General features: G+C 68.1%; 19 protein-coding genes. 15 read left to right on the top strand and 4 right to left on the bottom strand.

Going from position 1 to position 19,641, the window contains the following annotated elements:
* Window positions 1-17: 17 nt before the first annotated feature.
* Complete coding sequence (locus ACX80I_RS09530; protein WP_459344873.1) at window positions 18-1,364, top strand: MFS transporter; 1,347 nt, start codon at window positions 18-20, stop codon at window positions 1,362-1,364.
* A gap of 4 nt (window positions 1,365-1,368) precedes the next feature.
* On the opposite strand, the gene ACX80I_RS09525 is transcribed toward ACX80I_RS09530, so the two are convergent.
* Window positions 1,369-1,683 carry a DUF6457 domain-containing protein gene (locus tag ACX80I_RS09525; RefSeq protein ID WP_459344872.1) on the bottom strand — a complete coding sequence of 105 codons (315 nt, stop codon included), beginning with the start codon at window positions 1,681-1,683 and terminating at the stop codon, window positions 1,369-1,371.
* Between the two features lie 120 nt (window positions 1,684-1,803).
* Entirely contained in the window at window positions 1,804-2,883 is a 1,080-nt protein-coding gene (locus ACX80I_RS09520) for an AraC family transcriptional regulator (protein WP_459344871.1), read from the bottom strand.
* Window positions 2,884-2,953: 70 nt separating this feature from the next.
* Between ACX80I_RS09520 and ACX80I_RS09515 the strand changes: the two genes are divergently transcribed.
* The 5 genes from ACX80I_RS09515 to ACX80I_RS09495 all read left to right on the top strand — a co-directional run bounded on the left by ACX80I_RS09515 (window position 2,954) and on the right by ACX80I_RS09495 (window position 7,700).
* Window positions 2,954-4,465: a flavin-containing monooxygenase gene (locus ACX80I_RS09515; RefSeq protein WP_459344870.1), complete on the top strand. Its 1,512-nt coding sequence runs from the start codon at window positions 2,954-2,956 to the stop codon at window positions 4,463-4,465.
* A complete protein-coding gene (locus ACX80I_RS09510; protein ID WP_459344869.1) occupies window positions 4,462-5,313 on the top strand; it encodes an SDR family NAD(P)-dependent oxidoreductase in 852 nt (283 codons plus the stop codon). The genes ACX80I_RS09515 and ACX80I_RS09510 overlap by 4 nt, the downstream gene beginning before the upstream one ends.
* A gap of 50 nt (window positions 5,314-5,363) precedes the next feature.
* The gene (locus tag ACX80I_RS09505; RefSeq protein WP_459344868.1) at window positions 5,364-6,290 is read left to right on the top strand and encodes an alpha/beta fold hydrolase; all 927 of its coding nucleotides are present in this window, start codon (window positions 5,364-5,366) and stop codon (window positions 6,288-6,290) included.
* Window positions 6,291-6,391: 101 nt separating this feature from the next.
* Entirely contained in the window at window positions 6,392-7,066 is a 675-nt protein-coding gene (locus ACX80I_RS09500) for an SDR family NAD(P)-dependent oxidoreductase (RefSeq protein ID WP_459344867.1), read from the top strand.
* A 70-nt stretch (window positions 7,067-7,136) separates the two neighbouring features.
* Window positions 7,137-7,700 (top strand): dihydrofolate reductase family protein, encoded by a 564-nt coding sequence (locus ACX80I_RS09495; RefSeq protein WP_459344866.1) that lies wholly within the window; start codon window positions 7,137-7,139, stop codon window positions 7,698-7,700.
* Between the two features lie 11 nt (window positions 7,701-7,711).
* Here ACX80I_RS09495 and ACX80I_RS09490 read toward each other — a convergent pair whose 3' ends face one another.
* Window positions 7,712-8,746: an alpha/beta hydrolase gene (locus tag ACX80I_RS09490; RefSeq protein WP_459344865.1), complete on the bottom strand. Its 1,035-nt coding sequence runs from the start codon at window positions 8,744-8,746 to the stop codon at window positions 7,712-7,714.
* Window positions 8,747-8,904: 158 nt separating this feature from the next.
* On the opposite strand from ACX80I_RS09490, the gene ACX80I_RS09485 reads away from it, so the two are divergent.
* Both ACX80I_RS09485 and ACX80I_RS09480 read left to right on the top strand, forming a co-directional pair.
* Window positions 8,905-10,707, top strand: a complete 1,803-nt coding sequence (locus ACX80I_RS09485; protein ID WP_459344864.1) for a bifunctional metallophosphatase/5'-nucleotidase — start codon at window positions 8,905-8,907, stop codon at window positions 10,705-10,707.
* 102 nt (window positions 10,708-10,809) lie between these two features.
* A complete protein-coding gene (locus tag ACX80I_RS09480; RefSeq protein WP_459344863.1) occupies window positions 10,810-11,364 on the top strand; it encodes a GNAT family N-acetyltransferase in 555 nt (184 codons plus the stop codon).
* Window positions 11,365-11,394: 30 nt separating this feature from the next.
* Here ACX80I_RS09480 and ACX80I_RS09475 read toward each other — a convergent pair whose 3' ends face one another.
* On the bottom strand, window positions 11,395-12,150 hold the full coding sequence (locus ACX80I_RS09475; RefSeq protein ID WP_459344862.1) for a DeoR/GlpR family DNA-binding transcription regulator: 756 nt from the start codon (window positions 12,148-12,150) through the stop codon (window positions 11,395-11,397).
* A 219-nt stretch (window positions 12,151-12,369) separates the two neighbouring features.
* Here ACX80I_RS09475 and ACX80I_RS09470 point away from each other — a divergent pair, with 219 nt between their 5' ends.
* From ACX80I_RS09470 to ACX80I_RS09440, 7 genes are all read left to right on the top strand, one after another.
* On the top strand, window positions 12,370-13,413 hold the full coding sequence (locus ACX80I_RS09470; RefSeq protein ID WP_459344861.1) for an autoinducer 2 ABC transporter substrate-binding protein: 1,044 nt from the start codon (window positions 12,370-12,372) through the stop codon (window positions 13,411-13,413).
* A gap of 77 nt (window positions 13,414-13,490) precedes the next feature.
* Entirely contained in the window at window positions 13,491-15,008 is a 1,518-nt protein-coding gene (locus tag ACX80I_RS09465) for a sugar ABC transporter ATP-binding protein (protein WP_459344860.1), read from the top strand.
* Complete coding sequence (locus ACX80I_RS09460) at window positions 15,005-16,048, top strand: ABC transporter permease (RefSeq protein WP_459344859.1); 1,044 nt, start codon at window positions 15,005-15,007, stop codon at window positions 16,046-16,048. The genes ACX80I_RS09465 and ACX80I_RS09460 overlap by 4 nt, the downstream gene beginning before the upstream one ends.
* Window positions 16,049-16,050: 2 nt before the next feature.
* Window positions 16,051-17,136 carry an ABC transporter permease gene (locus ACX80I_RS09455; protein ID WP_459344858.1) on the top strand — a complete coding sequence of 362 codons (1,086 nt, stop codon included), beginning with the start codon at window positions 16,051-16,053 and terminating at the stop codon, window positions 17,134-17,136.
* Window positions 17,137-17,150: 14 nt separating this feature from the next.
* Window positions 17,151-18,152: a dihydroxyacetone kinase subunit DhaK gene (locus tag ACX80I_RS09450; RefSeq protein ID WP_459344857.1), complete on the top strand. Its 1,002-nt coding sequence runs from the start codon at window positions 17,151-17,153 to the stop codon at window positions 18,150-18,152.
* Window positions 18,149-18,769, top strand: coding sequence for a DAK2 domain-containing protein (locus ACX80I_RS09445; RefSeq protein ID WP_459344856.1), 621 nt, complete (start codon window positions 18,149-18,151; stop codon window positions 18,767-18,769). The genes ACX80I_RS09450 and ACX80I_RS09445 overlap by 4 nt, the downstream gene beginning before the upstream one ends.
* Before the next feature lie 57 nt (window positions 18,770-18,826).
* The gene (locus ACX80I_RS09440; protein ID WP_459344855.1) at window positions 18,827-19,639 is read left to right on the top strand and encodes a BtpA/SgcQ family protein; all 813 of its coding nucleotides are present in this window, start codon (window positions 18,827-18,829) and stop codon (window positions 19,637-19,639) included.
* Window positions 19,640-19,641 lie beyond the last annotated feature (2 nt).

Here is a 19,641-nt window from a genome sequence, read left to right as displayed (position 1 = left end):
GATAGACTGCTCCGGTCGTGACGACCGGAGGATCGGACAGCGTGGAGGAACAGTCGGACACACAACGGGCTGGGCAGCACACGGGACCGCAGGCTGCGCACCCGGCAGCGCATCCCCGCGTGCTCCAGGCCCAGCAGCGCCGCGTCATCCGCGTCCTCGTGGCCGCCCAGATCCTGGGCGGCCTCGGGGCCGGCGCAACACTCTCCCTGGGTGCTCTGCTTGCTGCTGAGACCTCCGGGTCGAGCGCGTGGTCGGGGATGGCCGCTACCATGGCAACCCTGGGCGCCGCCGCGGCAGCCGTGCCCCTCGCAGCCCTCGCCCAGCGCAGGGGACGCCGGGTGTCCCTGGCTACGGGCGCTGTCATCTCCGGCGTCGGCGCAGTGCTGGCGATCGCCGCGGCATCACTCTCCGCGTTCCCCCTGCTGCTGCTCGCCCTCGCGCTCCTGGGCGTCGGCTCCGCGACGGGCCTCCAGGCCCGTTTCGCAGCCACCGACCTCGCCTCCGAGGGGACACGGGGGCGGAGCCTCGCCGTCGTCGTCTGGTCCACCACCGTCGGGGCGGTCCTGGGGCCCAATCTCTTCGAACCCGGCGCGGCGGTCGCGCTGGTGCTCGGCATCCCGCCGCTCAGTGGCGGGTTCGTCTTCTCCGCAGCGGCGCAGGCGGGCGCCGCGGCCGTTTATGCGCTCGGGCTCCGGCCCGATCCTCTTCTGACCGCCCTCGCCCGGCAGGCGGATGCCCGGCCCGTCGGCAGCGTGGCGCCCGAACGCCGGCACGGGCTCCGCATCCTCGCCGAGAATCCCTCGGCGCGCTTCGCTGTCGCGACCATCGCGGTGAGCCACGCCGCCATGGTCTCGCTCATGTCCATGACCCCGGTGCACCTCCACGACCACGGCGCGGGGCTGTCCGTCGTCGGACTGACCGTCAGCCTGCACGTAGCAGGCATGTACGCGCTGTCGCCGGTGTTCGGTTGGATTGCGGACCGCTTCGGGAAGACGCAGGGCATCCTGTGCGGGCAGGTCCTCCTGCTCCTGGCACTCGTCACGGCCTGGCGTGGCTCCGAATCCGACGGGTGGGTGACCACGAGCCTGGTACTGCTCGGCCTCGGCTGGTCGGCCTGCGTCGTCTCCGCGTCGGCGCTCCTGGCCGGCGCGGTGGAACCCTCCGAGCGGACACCCGTACAGGGCTTCTCCGACCTCGTGATGAATGGCTCGGGCGCAGTGGGCGGAGCCCTCGCGGGCCCCACCCTCGTGCTACTCGGCTATGCGGGCCTCGGGCTCGCCGCCGCGGCGCTGGTCGCCGTCGTCATGGCCTGGACGCTTACGCGCCTCGGCTCGATACGGCGCGGAACACCCGCGGCGGCGTGACGCGCTACTGGGCCGTACCGGTCCAGCCTGCCTGCTCGTTGGTGTGCTCGTCCTTCTCGATGATGGTCAATACGGTCTTCACGGCCTTCTCGATGGCCGCGTCCGTCTCGGCCCGACCTTCGGTAGTGACGGTGCCCGCGGCATAGCCGACCATGAAAGCGCTGATCACACCGGCATCCGCCGACAGCAGGTGCGAGGTCCGTGCGGCGAGCTCCAGGATCCTCGCGTGGTCCAGTTCGAGGTCGAGGACCTGTAGGGCCTGGCCGAGCGTGCGGCTCCAGTCGTTCAGGGTGCGCTCGGCGTCGTCGGGCGTTGCCATGGGATCTCCTCGGGTCGGGTACGGGCCGCGGTTGCCGACCGCGGCCGGCAACACTCCCCCAAGCTTTAGCACCCAAGCCGCATCCCTTCAATGGCTGGCGCCCATCAACCATCCTTGACTTCACTTCGTACCGGGGATGGAGTAGCTGACCTTGGTCCTCGAGATACCGCTCCCGTGGGCCGCCGGCACGGCGGTACCGACCCCTCCGGAACGCACGGTGCTCGGCGTCGCCCCGAACCACCGGCGTACGCACCGCGTGAGGGCCGACTGCTCGGACAGGCCCACCAGTCCCGCGACCTGCTGCAGGGGTAGATCGCTCCGCGTCAGCAACCGGAGCGCGGAGTCCCGGCGGACGTCGTCGAGCAGTGCCTCGAACGTGGTGCCCTCCGCGGCGAGCCGCCGCTGCAGCGTCCGCGGGTGCATTCCCAGCAGCCGGGCCGCGGAGTCGATGCGGGGCGGCGAGGTGCCGAGCATGCGGTCGATCGCGTTCCGGACCTGCGGGGCGACGACCCGACCCGGCTCCGGGAAGTGGCTGTGCAGGTAGTCGAGCGCGATCTCCCGCAGCGTGTCATCCACTCCGGCGAGCGGGCGGTCGAGGAGGCTGCGGGGCACGCGCAGCAGGGACGCGGCGGCACCGAAGCGCACCTCGGCCCCGAAGAATTCGGCATACCGGGAGGCAGGAGCTTTCGGCGTGTGCGAGAGGTGCACCGAATGGAGGCCGTAGGGCCCGTCGACCAGGAAGCGGATCATCCGATGCGAGAAGGCGAGGATGGCGTCCGTGGCCTGCCGCGGCGGCGTGCCCTCGGAGGACCCGTAGCAGAGGCCCACTTCGCCGGGACGACCTTCCGGGTCGGGCACGATCGTGAAGCGCAGCACCGGACTGTGGAGGAAGAGGAACTGCGACGCGCACTCCAGGGCAGCGCCGACGGTGGGCGAGTTCTGCACGGCGACGGCGAGCGGGCCGAGGATACCGATGTCCTGGTATTCGGAGATGCGCAGGCCGAGGTCCGGACAGGGCAACACGCGGGCGGCACCCTCGAGGAGCTTGGCCATGGCCACGTCGGAGACGAGGACGTCGTCGCTGTCTAGGGCTTCCACGGGCACACGGTAGTGCGCTGCGAGCGCTGCGGCGTCACCCCCGAACTGTTCGACGATGGTGCGGAAGCCGCGCATGCCTGCGGATCGGATCACGGAGCCCATGTCGTCCAAGGGTAAATAGGTGTCGCGCGAAGTCAAGCATGAGGACGGGCGACCACCGAATAATGGATCTATGGAATCCTCCCCCGAACACCTCGACGTCGTGATCGTCGGCGCCGGGCTCTCCGGCATCGGCGCCGCCTACCGCGTCTCCACCGAACTTCCGGGCAAGAGCTTCGCCGTCCTGGAAGCCCGCAGTGCCATCGGCGGCACGTGGGATCTCTTCCGCTATCCGGGCGTCCGCTCCGACAGCGACATGTTCACCCTCGGCTACCCCTTCCGCCCGTGGACCGAGCCCAAGGCGATCGCCGACGGCGTGTCCATCCTCATGTACATCCGGGAGACCGCCGAGGATCCGCGGATCCAGGAGCGCATCCGGTTCCGCACCAGGCTGGTCGGCGCGGCGTGGTCCTCCGACGACGCCCGGTGGACCCTGGAACTGGACGTCACGGACGACGACGGCACCACCGAACGCCGACGTCTCACCTGCGGATTCCTCTACCTCTGCAGCGGCTACTACAACTACGAGCACGGCTACGACCCGACCTTCCCGGGCCTCGGGTCCTTCGAGGGCGAGGTCGTCCGGCCCCAGTTCTGGCCCGAGGACCTGGACTACACGGACAAGCGCGTGGTCGTGATCGGCAGCGGTGCCACCGCCGTCACCCTCGTGCCGTCGATGGCGGAGGACGCAGCGCATGTGACGATGCTGCAGCGCTCCCCCACCTACATCACGGCGGTCCCGAGCCGCGACAAGTTCTCCGACGCCGCGCGCCGCCACCTGCCCGCAGGGCTCGCCCACCACGTCGCGCGGGCCAAGAACGTCCTCTTCACGCAGGCCTTCTTCCAGCTGTGCCGTCGCCGCCCGGAGCTCGCCAAGAAGCTCATCCGCTCCCAGACGGCGCGGATCCTCGGCGACGACACGCTCCTGGAGGAGCATTTCACGCCCGCCTACAACCCCTGGGACCAGCGGCTCTGCGTCGCGCCGAGTGCCGACTTCTTCCGGGCCCTCAAGTCCAGCAGGGCCTCGGTGGTGACGGACACCATCGACACCTTCACACCCCACGGCATCCGCCTCTCGTCCGGGAAGGAACTCGAGGCCGACGTCGTCGTGACCGCCACCGGGCTGTCGATGCTGCCCCTCGGCGGTGCCACGTTCACCGTCGACGGGAAGCCCGTGAACCTCGGCGACTCCTGGGTGTACCGGGGGGTCATGGTGAGCGGCGTGCCGAACCTCGCCCTCTGCGTGGGGTACACCAACGCCTCGTGGACGCTGCGCGCGGACCTCAGCTCGCGCTATGTCTGCCGCTTCATCAAGTACTTGGACCGCACCGGCCACCGCTATGGCGCACCGGCCGCCGACGGCGGGATGAAGGCCCATCCCATCCTCGACCTGACATCGGGGTACGTGCAGCGCGCGGTCTCGGCCTTCCCCAAGCAGGGTGACCGGCAGCCGTGGATCATGCGCCAGAACTACCTGCTGGACGCCCCGACCGCACTGCACGGCAACCTCGCGAAGAACATGGTCTTCGACGCCCCCGCACCCCCAAGCACACCCGCACCCGACCTCCAGGAGATCCACGCGTGAGCATCCGACCCTTCCAGTTCGCCGGCGCCACCGCCGTCCTCACCGGAGCCGCTGGAGGCATGGGCCAACACCTGGCCCGCAAGCTCGCCGAGCGCGGGAGCACGCTACTGCTCGTCGACCGCGACGCCTCCCGGCTCGACGCCGTCGCCTCCTCCATCCGCTCCACCTATCCCGGCAGCAGAGTCACGACGTTCGTCGCGGACCTCGCGGACCGCGGTGCCGTCGAGCGCCTCGCGGCCGATCTGCTCGCCGCCACCGACACCGTGGACCTGCTGATCAACAACGCCGGTGTGGCCCTCGCGGGGAAATTCGACCAGATCAGCATGGAGGACTTCGACTGGGTGATGGCCATCAACTTCTCCGCGCCCGTACTGCTCACCCACCGCCTGCTGCCGAGGATCTCCCCCGGCGGACACATCGTGAACGTCTCCAGCCTGTTCGGCCTCGTGGGACCGAAGGGTCAGACGGCGTACTCGTCCAGCAAGTTCGCCCTCCGCGGCTTCACGGAAGCACTGCGCAACGAACTCCTGCCGCGCGGCATCGGCACCACGTCCGTCCATCCCGGCGGCATCCGGACCGACATCGCACGCAACGCACGCATCGGCGGCAACCTCAGCGAGGCGGAGGTGAGGAAGGCGAAGGCCGACTTCGACAAACTGCTCACCTTTCCGGCCGACCAGGCGGCCGAGCTCATTCTCGGAGCGGCGAAGGCCCGCAAGCCGCGCCTGCTGATCGGGCTGAGCGCCAAGGTGCCCGACGTCGTCGCCCGCGTTGCGCCGATGTCCTTCGGCACGCTGGAACGCCGCGCAACGGCACTCGTCCGCCTCGCCGGGAAGGTGCGCCGATGAGCGGGGCGCATGCCGGATCAGGGTCATCCGGTTCCGCTGCGCCTGCGTCGATGTCGAGCACGGCCGACGAGGGCTTCCTGCGGGTCGACGGGATCCGCGTCCGCTATCGGGACGAGGGCGCCCGGGAGAAGCCTCCCGTCCTGCTGCTGCACGGCATCGGCCGCAGCCTCGAGGACTGGGAGGGACTGTACGGCCGGCTCGCCCCCGCCCACCGTGTCCTCAGCGTGGACCTGCCCGGCTTCGGGCTGTCCGAGAGGACCGAGGGACGGTACTCGATGGAGTCGATGGCCCGCTTCGTCCTGGCCGCGCTCGACACCCTCAGTGAGCACCGGCCCCTGCACGTCGTGGGCAATTCGCTCGGAGGCGCAGTCGCCATGAAGATCAGCGCCCTCGAGCCCCAGCGCGTCCGGAGCCTGGTACTCGTGAACAGCGCCGGCTTCGGCAAGGAGGTGACGCTCGCACTGCGGATCCTCGCCGTCCGGCCGATCGGCCGACGGCTCCTGAAGGACAAGTCCCGCAAGGCCGCCTACCGCACGGAGCGCTCGCTGTTCTACGACAAGAGGTTCGTGACCGAGGAACGCCTCGACCACGCGCAGGAGGTGGGCAGGAATCCCGGCTACGACGACGTCCTGCTGGCCGTCGCCCGGCACCTCGGCACCGTCCGCGGTGTGCGCCGGCGGTGGCGGACCCAACTCCTCCGCACGGTCGCCGCCCAGCGGAAACCCACCCTCGTGGTGTGGGGCGACGAGGACCGGGTCCTCCCGGCGTCGCACCTCGAGCACGCCCGCACGGTGTTCCCGCATGCGGAGTTCCACCTGTTCGAGAAGTGCGGGCACATGCCGCAGATCGAACGCGAGGAGGAGTTCGACGCCCTGGTGCGGCAGTTCATCAGCGGCGTCGAGGCACAAGGATCAGGCGGTTCATCTGGACTCGACACCGATGAGCCGAGCTCTCCCGCTGACGCTCGCGAGGAGTGACGGCGTGAACTAGAGTCAGGGCTTCGGGTGTGTCGACGGTGATGCTGACACACCTGACCGCACGACCGTCAGGACAATAGATCAAGCGAAGGAAACCCCCCGTGCCTGTCATCGCTATCATCGGAGCTGGACCGGGACTCGGGGCGGCAGTTGCGCGGAGGTTTGGGCGCGAAGGCTTCTCGATAGCCCTGATCTCGAGGAACCAGTCGAAGCTCGACGTCATGGCTGCGGAGCTCGAGGACGCCGGCGTGACCGCCCGTGGTTACGCTGCAGACGTGCTGGTACCGGCAGCGTTGGAGGACGCCCTCACACGTGCCGCGGCCGAACTGGGACCGATCACCACGTTGCAGTACAGCCCCCTCCCATCACGTGAATACCTGAAGCCCGTACTCGACATGACTCCCGAGCTGGCGTTGGAAGCATTGCGGTTCTCGGCTCTCGGGCTTATTCACGCGGTGCGTACGGTTCTACCAGCGATGCGTCAGGCAGGAGGCGGCAGCGTCCTCCTGATCAATGGCGGAACCTCGGTCAAGGCACGCGCCGACTTCGCCGGCACATCGGTCGCGTTCCCGGCCGAGAGCGCCTACGGCGAGATGCTCCACGACGCACTCGAGGGTGAGGGCATCCGTGTCGCGCAACTCGTGATCCCCGGTGGCATTCCCAAGCTTCAGCTTGCCAACGGCATCGACGACGTCGCCGATCGTGTCTGGGGCCTCCATGCCGTAGCGGGTCCATTCCGCACCATGCTCATCCCGCTCGAGGACGGTAGGGAGTAGGGGCACGTTGCGTGCTGATGAGCGCGCTGGGCCCCCTGGCCCCGGCGCCCCGTCGGTGATGGAATGAACCATGACGCGGGTCATCTACTACACGGCCTCCACGCTCAACGGCTTCCTGGCCGATGAGCACAACTCGCTGGACTGGCTCTTCGCCGTCGAACCACCACCGCCCGAACTCTACGAGCGCTTCCTGGGGACGGTAGGCGTCCTGGTGGAGGGCTCGACGACGTACGAGTGGGTGCTGGACTTCGAGGGGCTGCTCGCCGATCCGGACAAGTGGAGCACGCTGTACGGCGAGCGCCCCACGTTCGTCTTCACGACGCGGGACCTCCCGGTCCCGGACGGCGCGGACGTGCGCCTCGTGTCGGGCGACGTGCGCGCGGTGTTCGGGCAGCTGCGCGAGGCGGCGGGCGATCGCGACATCTGGGTGGTCGGAGGCGGCGACCTCGCCGGGCAGTTCCTCGCGGCGGGACTCCTCGACGAGATCCAGGTGGCCATCGCGCCCGTCGCGCTGACGGGCGGAGCCCCGCTGCTGCCGTTGCGGGTCGAATCGGACCGGCTCACGCTGCGGTCCGTCGAGCAGCAGGGCCAGTTCGCGTTCCTCACCTACGACGTCGCGCACGGCCCGCCGTAGGTCCGGCGGCGTCAGTGCGGCGCGGAGGCGCCGTCGTCGTTCGCCCCGACGCCCCGCTGGCCGCCCGTCCCGGACTGCGGCACGTAGGCATCCCGCCAGCGCGCGAGTTCGGCGAAGAACCTGGACCGGGCCGGCTGCGGTGAGAGGGCGAGGTCATGGATGCCGCCCTCGATGCGCACCAGGGTGACGTGCCGGCCGAGGCGGGGTGCCCGTGCCGCGATGTGGTCCACGTTGAGGACCACGTCCGTCGACGAGATCCGCTCCGGCTCCCGCACGGGATTCGAGGTGGCGTCCGAACACGCGACGAACACGGGACAGTCGATGGCGAGCCCACGGTTGAGGAGCGCATGGCCGGCGCGGATGGTGCGCAGCCAGCCGGCGACGACGGGGAACCCGCCGTGCGGCTTCCACGCCAAGTTGTAGTCCCAGTCCCCTCCGGTCTCCCGGTGCAGGTAGCGGCCGTAGGAGGTCCCGAGCTTCCCGACGACGGTGCGGGGCTTGAGCGTCCCGATCCGGTGGACCGCGGCCGTGCCGAGGGTGCGCTGGAACAGGCTGGCGTTGAGGTCGAACCAGGGGCTGTTGAGGACGAGCGCGTCCACGATGCCGCGGCCGCGCCGCCGGTGTGCCCAGAGGGAGGTGATCAGACCACCGGTCGAGTGACCCATGACCGCGAGGACGTCGTGACCTTCGTCCTCGCGGATGATCCGGGCGGCCTCGTCGAGTTCCTCGTCGTAGTCCTCGAGCGAGGTGACGTAGTTGGGTGTCTGGTGCTCCCCGATGGACCGGCCGTACTTCCGCAAATCCAGGGCGTAGAAGTCGAACCCCGCCTCACGCCATGCCTCGGCGAGATTGGTCTGGAAGAAGTAGTCCACGAAGCCGTGGACATAGAGCACAGCCCGGCGTGAACCGCCCGGGACGGCAGAGCGGACCAGCGTCGCGACGACCTGGCCCTCGTCGTCGGGCCGCAGCGGCAGCGTCCGCACGTCGTAGCCGGGCCCGAGGAAGTCCTCGCGATACGCGTCCTGGTGCTCCGACTCCGGTGTCATGATGGTCCTCCCTGACCTGGATCCGGACGGAATGCCCGGATGGACGCGTGGCGAACGGCGGACCTCCCCGTTCATCCGGGAGTCAGTCCACCGTTCCCAGTGTGTCACCGGTCACGGCTAAGCTGGCGCCACCGCACCACAACAGGAGCTGATTCACCGTGCCAGGAAGTTGCATCAGGGGGCACCGCCGCGCCATCGCGGCGGTCGCCGTCAGCTGCGTCGCAGCACTCGTACTCGCGCCCGCAGCAACCGCCGCACCCGGCGGAAGCAAGGGTCCCGGGAACCCGACGGCCACCATCACCGTCCTCGGGACCAGCGATCTCCACGGCTACATCGAGAACTGGGACTACTTCACCAATGCGGAGTACGACGACGCCGCGCACAACGACGTCGGGCTCGCCAAGGTCTCGGGCCTCATCAACCAGGTCCGCGCCGACCGCGGCGCGGAGTCCACGCTCCTCATCGACGCAGGCGACACCATCCAGGGCACGTCGCTGACGGACTACTTCGCCACGGTCGAGCCGGTCACGGCGAGCGGCGAGACCCATCCGATGGCCGCCGCCATGAATGCCATGGACTACGACGCCGCAGCGCTGGGCAACCACGAGTTCAACTACGGGCTGCCGCTCCTGCGCAAGTACGAGGAGCAGCTCGACTTCCCGCTCCTCGGCGCCAACGTCGTGGACTGGACCACCGGTGCGGAGGCCTTCACGCCCTACGTCATCAAGACGGTCAAGGTCGCGGGGCAGAAGCCCATCCGGGTCGGCATCCTCGGCCTGACCAACCCGGGCATCGCCATCTGGGACAGGAACAACGTCGAGGGCAAGCTCCGCTTCCGCGGGATTGTCGAGCAAGCCGAGAAGTACGTTCCCGAGATGAAGGCCGCCGGCGCGGACGTCGTCGTCGTCAGCTCGCACTCCGGCACCTCGGGCACCTCGTCCTACGGCGGCGACCTGCCCCTCGAGAACGCGTCGACGCAGCTCGCCGAACAGGTACCCGGCATCGACGCGATCCTCGTGGGGCACGCGCACCAGGAGATCCCCGAGCGTTTCGTCACGAACCGGCAGACCGGCGACCAGGTGCTGCTGACCGAACCGAAGAACTGGGGCATGCGCCTGTCCGTGATGGACTTCGGGCTCACGAAGGTGCGCGGACAGTGGGACGTCACCTCGGCGTCGTCGGAACTGCTGAACGCCAACACCGTGCCCGCCGATCCGAAGGTCTCGTCGATCATCGCCGAGCAGCACCAGCGCGTCATCGACTACGTGAACACCCCCATCGGCACCGCGACGGAGACCATGTCCGCCGCCGATGCGCGCATCCGCGACACCGCCGTCATGGACTTCGTCAACGAGGTGCAGGCCGGCGCCGTCGGCAAGGCCCTGGAGGGGACACCGAACGCCGACCTGCCGGTGCTGTCCATCGTGGCGCCCTTCAACCGGGCCGCCGTCATCCCCGAAGGTCCCGTGACCATCCGTGACATGGCCGGACTGTACGTCTTCCCGAACACGCTGTTCGGCGTGGAGATGACCGGCGCCCAGGTGAAGGACTACCTCGAGTACTCGGCGAAGTACTTCAACCAGACCGCTCCCGGCGCTCCGGTGGACCCTGCGACGCTGACCAATGCCGCGGGAACGCCCGACTACAACTACGACATGATGTCCGGCGTCTCCTATGACATCGACATCAGCAGGCCCGTCGGTGAGCGCATCACCAACCTGAGCTACAACGGTGCGCCGATCGACCCCGCGCAGCGCTTCGCCGTGGCCACCAACAACTACCGGCAGTCGGGCGGCGGGAACTTCCCGCACATCGCCTCGGCTCCGGTGCTGGTGAACCAGACCACGGAGATCCGCCAGCTGCTGATCGACTACCTGATCGCCGAGGGCACGATCGACCCCTCGACCTTCTTCCAGGAGAACTGGAAGCTGACGCGCGACGGCGTGCCCGTGTTCGGGTAATCCCGCCCTGCCAGCGACGGCACAGCAGAACAGCAGGACGCGGACCCTCCGGTCCGCGTCCTGCTGTTCGAGGTTCCAGAATCCAGGTCCTACATTGGGAGCATGACCCTCGACATCTCGACGGCGACGCCCGACGACGCCGCCGCCCTCGCGGCGTGCGCCGCCGTCGCCTTCCCGCTGGCCTGCCCACCCGATGCGGACCCGGACGACATCCAGCGGCACATCCGGACGCAGCTCTCCGCGGAGCGGTTCGCCGCGAACATCGCGGCTCCCGGGCACACGATCCTGTGCATCCGGGACGGCGACGGAATCGCCGGATACAGCATGATCGTGCTGGACCAGCCGTCGGATCCGGACGTCCTGGCGGCGCTGTCGGCCTCCCCGGCCGTGGAGCTCAGCAAGTTCTACGTGCATCCGGGCCATCACGGCCGAGGGTCCGCCGCCGCCCTGATGGCGGCGACCCTGGAACGCGCCGCCGCGTCCGGGCTGCCGGGCATCTGGCTCGGCGTGAACCAGGAGAACGCCCGCGCCATCCGCTTCTACACGAAGAGCGGTTTCCGCACCGTGGGCACCAAGCGGTTCCGGCTCGGGAACCGCTTCGAGGACGACTTCATCCTGGAGCAGACGCTGCCTGCCCGCGCGGACAGCGTCGCCTGAGCTCCAGCGGGCCGAGGCCCGGCAGGGCCGTCATTTCTTCGCCAGCCTCTGCGGGCTGACGCTGATGATCGGGACGGGGAAGTGGGACGCCCGGATGGGATCCAGCAGGTCATCGGTGATGCCGGCCGTGAACTGGTCCAGGCCGAACACCTTGAAGAGGGCTTCCCTGCCGAACTTCGAGCTGTCGGCGACGAAGAAGGCTTCCTTCGCGATGGACCGCATGGTGCGCTTCAGCTCCAGCTCGTAGCTGCTCGTATTGAAGATCCCCTGCTCGTCCACCGTATCCGCGCCGAAGATGGCCACATCCACGCGCAGCTGCTCGATCTGCTGGACCGACGAGGGACCCCAGAGCGTGTACACGTTGGGGAGTAGTTCGCCCCCGATCAGGACCAGATGTGCGCACTGGCGGTTCGCGATCTCCAGACCTATCCGCAGGTCGTTCGTGACGACCGTCAACCGCGAGTTGTCGAGGTGTTTTGCCACCTCGAGGGTGGTCGACCCGCTGTCGAGGAGGATCGTCTGGCCGTCCAGGACCTTGTCCGCCATCGCCCGGCCGATGGCTTCCTTCTCCCGGTGGTGGAGGGATTCCTTGATCAGCGACGGGGTGTCGGTCTGCTTGACGGGGTAGGCGCCGCCGTGCGTCCGCTGGATCAGTTCCAGCTGCTCCAGCTTCTCGAACTCCCGCCGGATCGTCGAGGGATTGACCCCCAGCCGACGCGCCAGCTCCACGACCGACTTGAAGCCCTCATCCTGAAGGATCTCGATGATCTCCGCTTGGCGCGACATAGGGGTCCTGACGTCGATGGCACTCCGATTCGGCCATAGTACTGCGCGGTTTGCGCGACATCGCGCAGAACTGCGCGAGTCGTGAAGAGACCCGCGCAGAATAAGGGCAAATTCGTTGACACTCGCGCGGACGCGACCCTAGAGTTCAACTCCATCCAGCATCCTCGAACTGCTCTGATGCAGCGGGTCGCTGCATCGCATTTTCACAAGGGAGTGAACATGAAGCACAGCAAGTCTGCCCGAATCCTGTCCGTGGGCGCCGTCGCGATGCTCCTCGCATCGTGCGGAACGACGGGCGGCGGAGGTACCGCGGAAAAGAGCGAGGGAGGCGCAAGCGCCGCCCCCGAGGACATGACGATGGTGACCGTCGTGAAGATCAGCGGTGTCGGCTGGTTCGACCGTATGGAGGAAGGCGTCAACAACTTCGCCGAGACCACGGGTATCGATGCCCGCCAGGAAGGCGCGGACGACGCGAGCCCGGAGAAGCAGATCCAGATCATCCAGGACCTCATCCCCCAGGCGCCGACGGCGATCACGGTGGTACCGAACTCGCCGGAGGGGCTCGAGAACGTGCTCACCCAGGCACGGGATCAGGGAATCGTCGTCGTCACGCATGAGGCCAGCGGCATCAAGAATGCGGACATGGACATCGAGGCGTTCGACAACAAGGCCTATGGCGCGCAGATCATGGACAACCTCGCCGAATGCATGGGAGAGAAGGGCGAGTACGTCTCCTTCGTCGGTGGCCTCACCGCGAAGACCCACATGGACTGGGTGAGCGGAGCCCTCGATCAGCAGAAAGCCGAATACCCCGACCTGACCCGCGTCGAGGATCCGATCGAGAGCAAGGAAGACGAGAACGTCGCCTACGACCGGGCCAAGGAAGTCCTCGCGAAGCACCCCGACATCAAGGGCTTCCAGGGGTCCGCCGGTACGGACGTGGCCGGCATCGCCCGCGCCGTCCAGGAAGCAGGCAAGCAGGACGACGTCTGCGTCATGGGCACCAGCATCCCGTCGGTTGCCAGCAAGTACCTCGATGACGGATCCATCGACAAAATCTTCTTCTGGGATCCGGCCCTGGCCGGTGAGGCGCAGCTGAAGATCGCCCAGCTCCTCGCCGATGGCGAGGAGGTCGGGGACGGCACCGACCTCGGCATCGAGGGCTACGACTCGCTGAAGAAGCTGGAAGGCTTCGACAACGTGGTCGTCGGCGATGCGGCGGTCGTCGTGGATAAGTCCAACGTCGGCGACTACAACTTCTAGCAGCGACGCGCAGCCTGGGAGGGGTCGGCACGGACATCACCGCGCCGGCCGCCCCGCTGCAGACCGAGGACGCACCCATGACCAGCACATCCTCCGCGCCCGACGGCGCACCTCCGGTCCTTGAGGTCAGGAACATCTCCAAGAGTTACGGCGGCGCGAAAGCCCTCCAGGACGTCAGCCTCTCCCTCGTGAGCGGCAACGTCCACTGCCTGGCCGGTGAGAACGGCTGCGGCAAGTCCACCCTCATCAAGATCATCAGCGGAGCCGAGCATCCCGATGGGGGCGAGATCTTCATCGATGGCCGGGCTCATGCCTTCATGACTCCCGCGGAGGCGATCAAGGCCGGCATCCAGGTGATCTACCAGGACTTCTCCCTCTTCCCCAATCTCACCGTGGCCGAGAACATCGTGCTCACGTCCGCTGTTGCCGCTCGCAGCAGGACCTTCTCCGCGCGGAGATCCCGGCCGGCCGCCGAGCGCATCGTGAAGGAGCTGAGGCTGCACCTGGACCTCGATCAGGACGTGGAGCGCCTCTCGGTGGCCGACAAGCAGCTCACAGCGATCTGCCGCGCCCTGGTGAACGATGCCCGGGTCATCATCATGGACGAACCGACGACGGCGCTCACCCACAGCGAGGTCGCGAGGCTCTTCACGGTCGTCCGGACCCTGCAGCAGCGCGGCGTGGCTCTCGTGTTCGTCAGCCACAAGCTGGAGGAGGCCCTCGAGGTCTCACAGGACCTCACCATCCTGCGCAGCGGCAGGAACGTCGTGTCAGGACCCACCGCCGGTTTCGACCGGGGATCGCTTATCCGGCACATGACCGGACGTGACGTCAACGAGACCCGGCTGGTCACCACCCCGCGGCTGGAGGAGGATCCCGTCCTGACCGTCGACGCACTCACCCTCCAGGGCGCGTTCCACAACGTCTCCTTCACCCTGCACCGCGGGGAGATCCTCGGGATCACGGGGCTGCTCGGCTCCGGCCGCAGCGAGATCGCCGAGAGCCTCTTCGGGGTGCTGCCCGCCGACTCCGGGACGGTCCATGTGAACGGGAAGCGGGTGAGGCTGAACTCCATCGAGGACGCCATCCGCGCGGGGATCGGGTACGTCCCCGAAGACCGGCTCAGCCAGGGACTCTTCCTCGAGAAGTCGATCGCGGACAACATCATCGCCGGGTCCGTCGACAAGCACCTGCAGGGCAGGCTGTTCGTCGACTCCCGGAAGGTCGCGCAGACGATCAAACGGCTCTTCGATCAGCTGCGCATCAAGGCAGCGAACGTGACAGCTCCGGTCCGGAGCCTCTCCGGCGGCAACGCCCAGCGCGTCGTCCTCGCGAAGTGGCTGGCGAACCACCCGGCCATCCTGATCCTCAACGGTCCCACCGTCGGGGTGGACGTCGGCTCCAAGGAGGAGATCCTCGCGGTCCTGCGGGAACAGGCGGACGGCGGCATGGGCGTGATCGTCATCTCCGACGACGTCCCGGAGCTCGTCGCGGTCTGTAACCGGGTCCTGGTCGTGCGGCAGGGCGCCGTGGTCGACGAACTCGGCGGCGAGGAGATCCAGCCCGGAGCGATCGAGGAGAGGATGGCGGCATGAGCGACGTGCTCGCCCGGACGAAGCAGCTCCGCTGGGCCGACCTGCGCGGAGCCAACAACGAGGGGGTCCTCGCCCTCGTCCTGCTGGTGCTGATCATCGGCATGGCACTGATCAGCCCCTCCTTCTTCACGGTCGGCACGCTGTTCTCGATCCTGCGCGGTGCCATCGTGCCCATGGTGTTCGCCCTCGGAGTGCTGATCGTCATCATCTCCGGTGGCATCGACGTCTCCTTCGCAGCCATCGCGATCTTCGCCGGGTACACGACCGTGAAGGTGTCGGGCGCCGGCGGTTTCGATCCTGGGCTCATCGGGGTCTTCGCGATCGCCTGCGGCATGGGGGCCCTGCTCGGGCTGGTGAACGGTGCCGTCATCGCCCGCTTCCGGCTCTCGACGCTGATCGTCACCCTGGGGACGCAGGGGATCTTCCGGGGGATCCTGGTCGCCTACATCGGCTCGCGCTACATCGCGGACCTGCCGGGAAGCATGTCGGCGGTATCGACGGCCACTGTGATCTCCATCCGGGCCGGCGACTCCGAGGCCTTCCTGCACGTGCTCGTGGTCCCGGTGATCGCCCTGTGCGTCCTGGTGGCGTGGGTGCTCAAACGGACGATGTTCGGTCGTGGGATCTATGCGATCGGCGGCGATCCGGAAGCTGCACGCCGTGCCGGGTTCGCGGTGACGAGGATCCAGGTGGCGCTGTACGTGCTGGCCGGCGTCCTCGCCGCCTTCGCCGGGGTGCTGCATGTGATCCTCGGCCGCAACGCCAATCCGCAGGCGCTCGTGGGAACGGAACTGGACATCATCGCCGCCGTGGTCCTGGGAGGGGCCTCCATCTTCGGCGGCAGGGGTTCGGTCCTCGGAACGGTGCTCGGGGTGCTGCTCGTGCAACTGATCAACAACAGCCTGATCCTGGTCGGCATTCCTACCGCGTGGCAGCGCACCGCCGTCGGCGTCCTGCTGATCGTCGGCGTCGGGATCCAGGCCCTCTCCGCGAAACGGCAGTCCAAGAAGGTCTTCGTCACCGAAGAGGCGGGGGCGTAACCGTGTCCCTGGACCAGAAGAACGCCGGGCCCACCCTGGGCCGGCTCAACGCGCAGCTCGATCAGGGACTCGGGTCCTTCCTCGCCACGATCCGAAGGGAGAAGGGCATCACCCGGATGCTGATCCTCCTCCTGCTGTCCTTCGCGATCTTCGCCCTGCTGAAGCCGGCGATCTTCCTGAATCCGCTCAACCTCGAGAACATCGCGATCGCCTCGCCCGAGATCGGCATCCTGGCCGTGGCGATGATGCTGGCGATGGTGACCGGCGGGATCGATCTGTCGATCGTCGCCATCGCGAACTTCGCGGCCATCACGATCACCACGGTCTACTCCGGGATCGCAGCCGGGGATCCGGCACAGGCCGCCGCGCTGATGCCGCTGATCCTGGTGCTCGGGCTCGCAACGGCCCTTGTCGCCGGGCTGTTCAACGGGTTCCTCATCGGCGTCGTGGGGATCACCCCGATCCTCGCCACGCTGGGCACCATGCAGATCCTGAACGGCATCGCCGTGGTCTGGACGAATGGGCAGACGCTCTACGGTGCGCCCGAGGCCCTTACCACCTTCGCGACGACGACCGTTGCCGGCATCCCCGCGCTCTTCCTGTTCTTCCTGCTGGTCGCCGCGGCCATCGCCGTCCTGCTGAACAGGACACCGCTGGGGCTGAAGCTGCAGCTGCAGGGCGCCAACCCCCTGGCCGCCAAGTACTCCGGCATCGGCAGCCGGAGGGTCCTGATGGGCACCTACCTGGTGTCCGGTCTCCTCGGCGGTCTCGCCGGCATCGTCTTCCTCGCCCGCAACCCGACGGCGAGCGCCGACTACGGGTCGTCCTACGTCCTGCTCGTCATCGTGATCGCCGTGCTGGGAGGGACCAACCCGAGCGGAGGCTTCGCGACCGTCGCCGGTGTGGTCATGGCCACGCTGACACTGCAGATCGTCTCCAGCGGATTCAACGCCATCCGCCTGTCCTCCTATGAGTACTCCATAGCCCAGGGCCTCATCCTCATCGCGGTGATGGTCTTCGACCAGATCCACTTCCGGAGGAGGAAAGCCCGCAAGGATCTCCCGGACACCAACCCGGTGCTGCCGTAACGACGAAGGAAATCATGAAGAAGATAATCAACGACCCGGAGAACTTCGTGGACGAGATGATCGAAGGGATCACGCTGGCCCATCCGGACCTCGTCCGGACCCCCGGCAGCGATCCCCGGATCTTGGTGCGGGCCGATGCCCCGCTCCCGGGCAAGGTCGGCATCGTCACGGGCGGCGGCTCGGGGCACCTGCCCCTGTTCAAGGGGTACGTGGGCAGGGGCCTCTGCTCCGCCGTCGCCATCGGCAACGTCTTCTCCTCGCCGTCGTCGGAGCAGATCCTCGAGGCGACCCTGGCCGTCAACGGCGGCGCCGGAGTCCTCTACCTCTACGGCAACTACGGCGGGGATGTCCTCAACTTCGACCTGGCAGCCGATCTGGCCGAGCTCGAGGACGTCGAGACGCGCACCGTCCTGGGCCGGGACGACGTCGCAAGCCAGCCGAGAGAACGCGCCGAGGACCGCCGCGGCGTCGCCGGCATCGTCTTCGCGTACAAGGCCGCCGGTGCTGCCGCCGAACGGGGCGACAGTCTCGCCGAGGTGGCGGCCGTGGCCGAGGACATCATCGGGAACACGGCGACCATGGGCATCGGCCTCTCCCCCACGATCCTTCCGACGACGGCGAAGGCCAGCTTCGACCTGCCCGACGGCGAGATGGAGATCGGGATCGGCATCCACGGCGAGCCGGGCATCCACCGGGGACAACTGGAGACGGCCGACCAGATCGCCACCCGGCTCGTCCACCCGCTGGTGGAGGACCTCGGACTGACGGCCGGGGACCGTGTGGCCGTCCTGGTCAACGGGATGGGAGCCACTCCCCTGGAGGAGCTCTACGTCCTCTACCGGCGTGTCCACCACATCGCCGAGGAACTCGGCCTGACGGTGGAGAAACGCTACATCGGCGAGTACGCGACGAGCCTGGAGATGGCGGGGGCCTCGATCTCGCTCCTCAAGCTGAGCGATGAGCGGCTCGCGTTACTCAATGCCCCCGCCGAGTCTCCGTTCTTCCGGGAGGGATGAGTGCCATGCAGGGACCGGACATCAACACAGCCATCCGCAACGCGCTGGCCGACGTGATCCAGTACGCCGACGAGCTGCGCGACCTCGACGCCGCGCTGGGCGACGGCGATCTGGGCGTCACCGTCTCGCTCGGCGCCAAAGCGGTCCGCGCCGCGCTCGAGGAACTCCCCGACGATGCGCTCCCCGCCGACATCGCGAAGACCTGCGCGAAGGCCTTCGCGAACGCCAACCCGTCGACCATGGCCGCACTGGTGGCCGGGGCGTTACTGGCGGGATCCCGGGTCTGGGGCGACGCCGCGACGATCAGCGTCGCCGACGCCGGCGCCTTCGCCACCGCGGCAGGCGAGAACATCGGCAAACGCGGAAAATCGCAGGTCGGTGACAAGACCATCCTCGATGCCCTGATGCCCGCCGCGGAAGCACTGTCCGCCGGTGATCCACCGGATGCGGCCCTGGACAAGGCCATCGATGCGGCACAGCGCGGCGTGACGGACACCGTCGGCATGCAGTCGCGCCGGGGCCGCGCGTCCTGGCTCCAGGAGCGCAGCATCGGCCTGCAGGACCCGGGGGCGACCGCGTTCCTGCGGTTCCTGCAGTCCTGGAAGGCCGCGAACTAGCATCCGCACCCCTGCCTGCCGGCCCGGCAGGCACCCCGAACAGAAAGCTGGACCCCCATGACGTGGCTGGACGACGTATTCGAGGTACCCAAACCGGTCATCGCGATGTGCCACCTGCAGGCACTCCCGGGTGACCCCTCCTACGATCGGGACGGCGGCGTCGCAGCAGTCCTCGACCATGCACGCCGGGAGTTGCAGGCGCTGCAGGACGGCGGTGTGGACGGCATCCTCATCTCCAACGAATTCAGCCTGCCCTACCTGACGAAGACGGAGCCCATCACCGCCATCACCATGGCCAGGATCATCGGCGAGCTGCGGGACGGGATACGGGTGCCCTTCGGCGTGAACGTCCTCTGGGACGCGACGGCCTCGATCGACCTGGCTGTCGCGACGGGTGCCTCGTTCGTCCGGGAGATCTTCACCGGCGTGTACGCATCGGACTTCGGCACGTGGGACACCAACGTCGGCGCCACCGCACGGCACCGCAGCGCGGTCGGCGGGGAGAACGTCCGGCTGCTCTACAACATCGTGCCGGAAGCCGCGTCCTACCTCGGGTCGCGGACCATCGCCGACATCGCCCGGAGCACCGTCTTCAACTGCCGGCCCGACGGGCTCTGCGTCTCCGGACTCACGGCCGGCGCCCCGACCGACACCAGTGTCCTGGCGACGGTCAAGGAGAATGCGGGATCCACTCCGGTGATCGTCAACACGGGCGTTAGGGCGGCCAACGCCGCGGAGCAGTTGCGCGTCGCCGACGCGGCCATCGTCGGGACCTACTTCAAGTCCGACGGCGTCTTCGAGAACCCCGCCGATACCGCGCGTGTGAAGGAACTGATGTCCGAGGTCCAGAACCTCCGACGGTCGCTGTAGCC

Source organism: Arthrobacter rhamnosi, assembly GCF_054510855.1.
This window is presented reverse-complemented; position numbering and strand designations above follow the sequence as displayed.

Bases quoted from the DNA above. Each gene is read 5' to 3' on its own strand.
- ACX80I_RS09525 (WP_459344872.1), bottom strand. From the start codon at position 1,683: ATGGCAACGCCCGACGACGCCGAGCGCACCCTGAACGACTGGAGCCGC.
- ACX80I_RS09520 (WP_459344871.1), bottom strand. From the start codon at position 2,883: ATGGGCTCCGTGATCCGATCCGCAGGCATGCGCGGCTTCCGCACCATC.
- ACX80I_RS09515 (WP_459344870.1), top strand. From the start codon at position 2,954: ATGGAATCCTCCCCCGAACACCTCGACGTCGTGATCGTCGGCGCCGGG.
- ACX80I_RS09505 (WP_459344868.1), top strand. From the start codon at position 5,364: ATGTCGAGCACGGCCGACGAGGGCTTCCTGCGGGTCGACGGGATCCGC.
- ACX80I_RS09495 (WP_459344866.1), top strand. From the start codon at position 7,137: ATGACGCGGGTCATCTACTACACGGCCTCCACGCTCAACGGCTTCCTG.
- ACX80I_RS09490 (WP_459344865.1), bottom strand. From the start codon at position 8,746: ATGACACCGGAGTCGGAGCACCAGGACGCGTATCGCGAGGACTTCCTC.
- ACX80I_RS09480 (WP_459344863.1), top strand. From the start codon at position 10,810: ATGACCCTCGACATCTCGACGGCGACGCCCGACGACGCCGCCGCCCTC.
- ACX80I_RS09475 (WP_459344862.1), bottom strand. From the start codon at position 12,150: ATGTCGCGCCAAGCGGAGATCATCGAGATCCTTCAGGATGAGGGCTTC.
- ACX80I_RS09470 (WP_459344861.1), top strand. From the start codon at position 12,370: ATGAAGCACAGCAAGTCTGCCCGAATCCTGTCCGTGGGCGCCGTCGCG.
- ACX80I_RS09465 (WP_459344860.1), top strand. From the start codon at position 13,491: ATGACCAGCACATCCTCCGCGCCCGACGGCGCACCTCCGGTCCTTGAG.
- ACX80I_RS09460 (WP_459344859.1), top strand. From the start codon at position 15,005: ATGAGCGACGTGCTCGCCCGGACGAAGCAGCTCCGCTGGGCCGACCTG.
- ACX80I_RS09450 (WP_459344857.1), top strand. From the start codon at position 17,151: ATGAAGAAGATAATCAACGACCCGGAGAACTTCGTGGACGAGATGATC.
- ACX80I_RS09445 (WP_459344856.1), top strand. From the start codon at position 18,149: ATGAGTGCCATGCAGGGACCGGACATCAACACAGCCATCCGCAACGCG.
- ACX80I_RS09440 (WP_459344855.1), top strand. From the start codon at position 18,827: ATGACGTGGCTGGACGACGTATTCGAGGTACCCAAACCGGTCATCGCG.